The sequence below is a fragment of the Mitsuaria sp. RG genome (genome assembly GCF_028369275.1).
GTDB lineage: Bacteria > Pseudomonadota > Gammaproteobacteria > Pseudomonadales > Pseudomonadaceae > Aquipseudomonas > Aquipseudomonas peradeniyensis.
This window is the reverse complement of the sequence record NZ_JAQMYQ010000099.1, coordinates 1-2,287: the sequence shown is the minus strand read 5'-3', so window position 1 is coordinate 2,287 and position 2,287 is coordinate 1. Positions and strand designations below refer to the sequence as shown.

At 67.8% G+C, this 2,287-nt stretch carries 1 protein-coding gene; it reads left to right on the top strand.

The window, feature by feature from the left end; translation table 11 throughout:
* A partial coding sequence (locus tag POF53_RS25825; RefSeq protein WP_498970035.1) for an AMP-binding protein occupies positions 1–2,287 on the top strand: 2,287 nt, incomplete at both ends.

The window sequence follows — 2,287 nt, the reverse complement described above, 5'->3', positions numbered from 1 at the left end:
TGTGCGGGTGCTGTTCGCTCAGCCGACCCTGGCCGCGTTGGCGGCTGCTGTGGGCTCCGGGCGTGAAGTGGCAGTGCCCGAGAACCGTGTACCGCAGGGTGCGACGCAGATCACGCCGAATATGCTCAGCCTGATCGACCTGGACCAGGCCAGCATCGACCGTATCGTCGCCAGCGTGCCGGGTGGCGCGGCCAACGTGCAGGAAATCTACCCGCTGGCGCCGCTTCAGGAAGGCATCCTCTACCACCACCTCAGTGCCGAGCAGGGCGATCCTTACCTGCTGCAGACCCGTCTGGCCTTCGACAGCCTGGATCGGTTGCAGGCCTGTGCCGAGGCCTTGCAAGAGGTCATCGATCGTCACGATATCCTGCGTACCTCGGTGGTCTGGGAGGGGCTGGGCGAGCCGGTGCAGGTGGTCTGGCGCCAGGCTCGCCTGGCGGTCAGCGAAGTCACCGGCCTGGGCGAAGAGGCGGTGATCGAGCGGCTGCACGCGCACTTCGATGCCCGCCTGCAACGCCTGGACCTGACCCAGGCGCCGCTGCTGCGTCTGACCTACGCCCTGGACCCGGCCCTGCAACGGGTGGTGGCCGTTTTACACTTCCACCACCTGGCCCTGGATCACACGGCGATGGAGGTGATCGTCCACGAACTGCAGGCGATCCTCTCCGGTCGCCGGCACCTGTTGAGTGCGCCCGTGCCGTACCGCACCTACGTGGCCCAGGTACGCCTGGGCGCCGCCGAGGCGGGGCACGAGGCGTTCTTCCGCGACATGCTCGGCGATGTCGACGAGCCGACCCTGCCCATGGGGCTGGCCGATGTGCAGGGCGACGGGCGTGATATCGAGGAGTCGCGCCTGCCGCTGGATCCGGCCTTGTCGCGCCGGGTGCGCGAGCAGGCAAGGGCGCTCGGGGTCAGCGCCGCGAGCCTGATGCACCTGGCCTGGGCCCGCGTGGTGGGCGTGCTGGCGGGGCGCGGTGACGTGGTGTTCGGCACCGTGCTGATGGGCCGCCTGCAAGGCGGTGACGGCGCCGACCGGGCGCTGGGGGTGTTCATCAACACCTTGCCGCTGCGCATCGACACCGCCAAGGGCGCCCGCGATGCGGTGCAGGCCACCCACCAGCGGCTGTCGGCGCTGCTCGGGCATGAGCATGCGTCGTTGGCACTGGCCCAGCGTTGCAGCGGCGTGCCGGCCTCGGCGCCGCTGTTCAGTGCCTTGCTCAACTACCGCCATAGCCCGACGGATACGGCCGGTGTGGATGTCGCAAGTTTCCAGGGCATGCATCAGCTCGGCGGTGAAGAGCGCAGCAACTACCCGCTGACCCTGAGCGTGGACGACCACGGGGAAGGTTTCAGCCTGAGCGTACTGGCCCAGCTGGGGATCGGTGCCGAGCGGGTCGCAGGTTGGATGACCGCTGCCGTGAGCCAGTTGATCCAGGCGTTGGAGCAAGGTGGCGCGGCGCAGGTCGACATGCTGCCCATCCTCGAGGGCATGCAGCGACGCCATGTGCTCGAAGGTTTCAATACCACGGCCGTGGATTATCCCCAAGGTCAGACCGTGCACGCGCTGGTCGAGGCCCAGTCGCCCGAAGCATTGGCCGTTGTACAGGGCGGGCTGAGTCTGAGCTATGGAGAACTTAATGAGCGTGCCAACCGCCTGGCTCATCATCTGATCGAGCGGGGCGTGGTCCTGGGCGACCGCGTGGCGCTGTGCCTGGAGCGTGGCCCGCAGCGGCTGCTGGCGATGCTGGCCGTGCTCAAGGCCGGCGCGGCCTATGTGCCGGTCGATCCGGGCTATCCGGCGGAGCGGATTGCCTATCTGCTCAGCGACAGCGCGCCGGCGATGGTGCTGGTCGAATCGGCCACCGAAGCGTTGGTCGGCGATGCAGCCAAAGTCATGCTGGATGGCGATGACTGGCTCGACCACGCGGCCAGCAATCCTGTGGTTGCAGGGCTGGACGAGAATCAGCTGGCTTATGTCATCTACACCTCCGGTTCCACCGGCCAGCCCAAGGGTGTAATGGTCGAGCACCGCACCCTGGCCAACCTGATCCACTGGCATTGCCAGGCCTTCGAGTTGGGCGAGGGCAGCCACACCTCCAGCGTCGCCGGCTTCGGCTTCGATGCCATGGCCTGGGAAGCCTGGCCGGCACTGAGCACCGGGGCGGTGCTGCACCTGCCGCCGGCGTCCATCGGCGGCGAGCATGTCGATGAACTGCTCGACTGGTGGCTGGAACAGCCGCTACAGGTCAGCTTCCTGCCGACACCGGTCGCCGAGCAGGCACTGCGT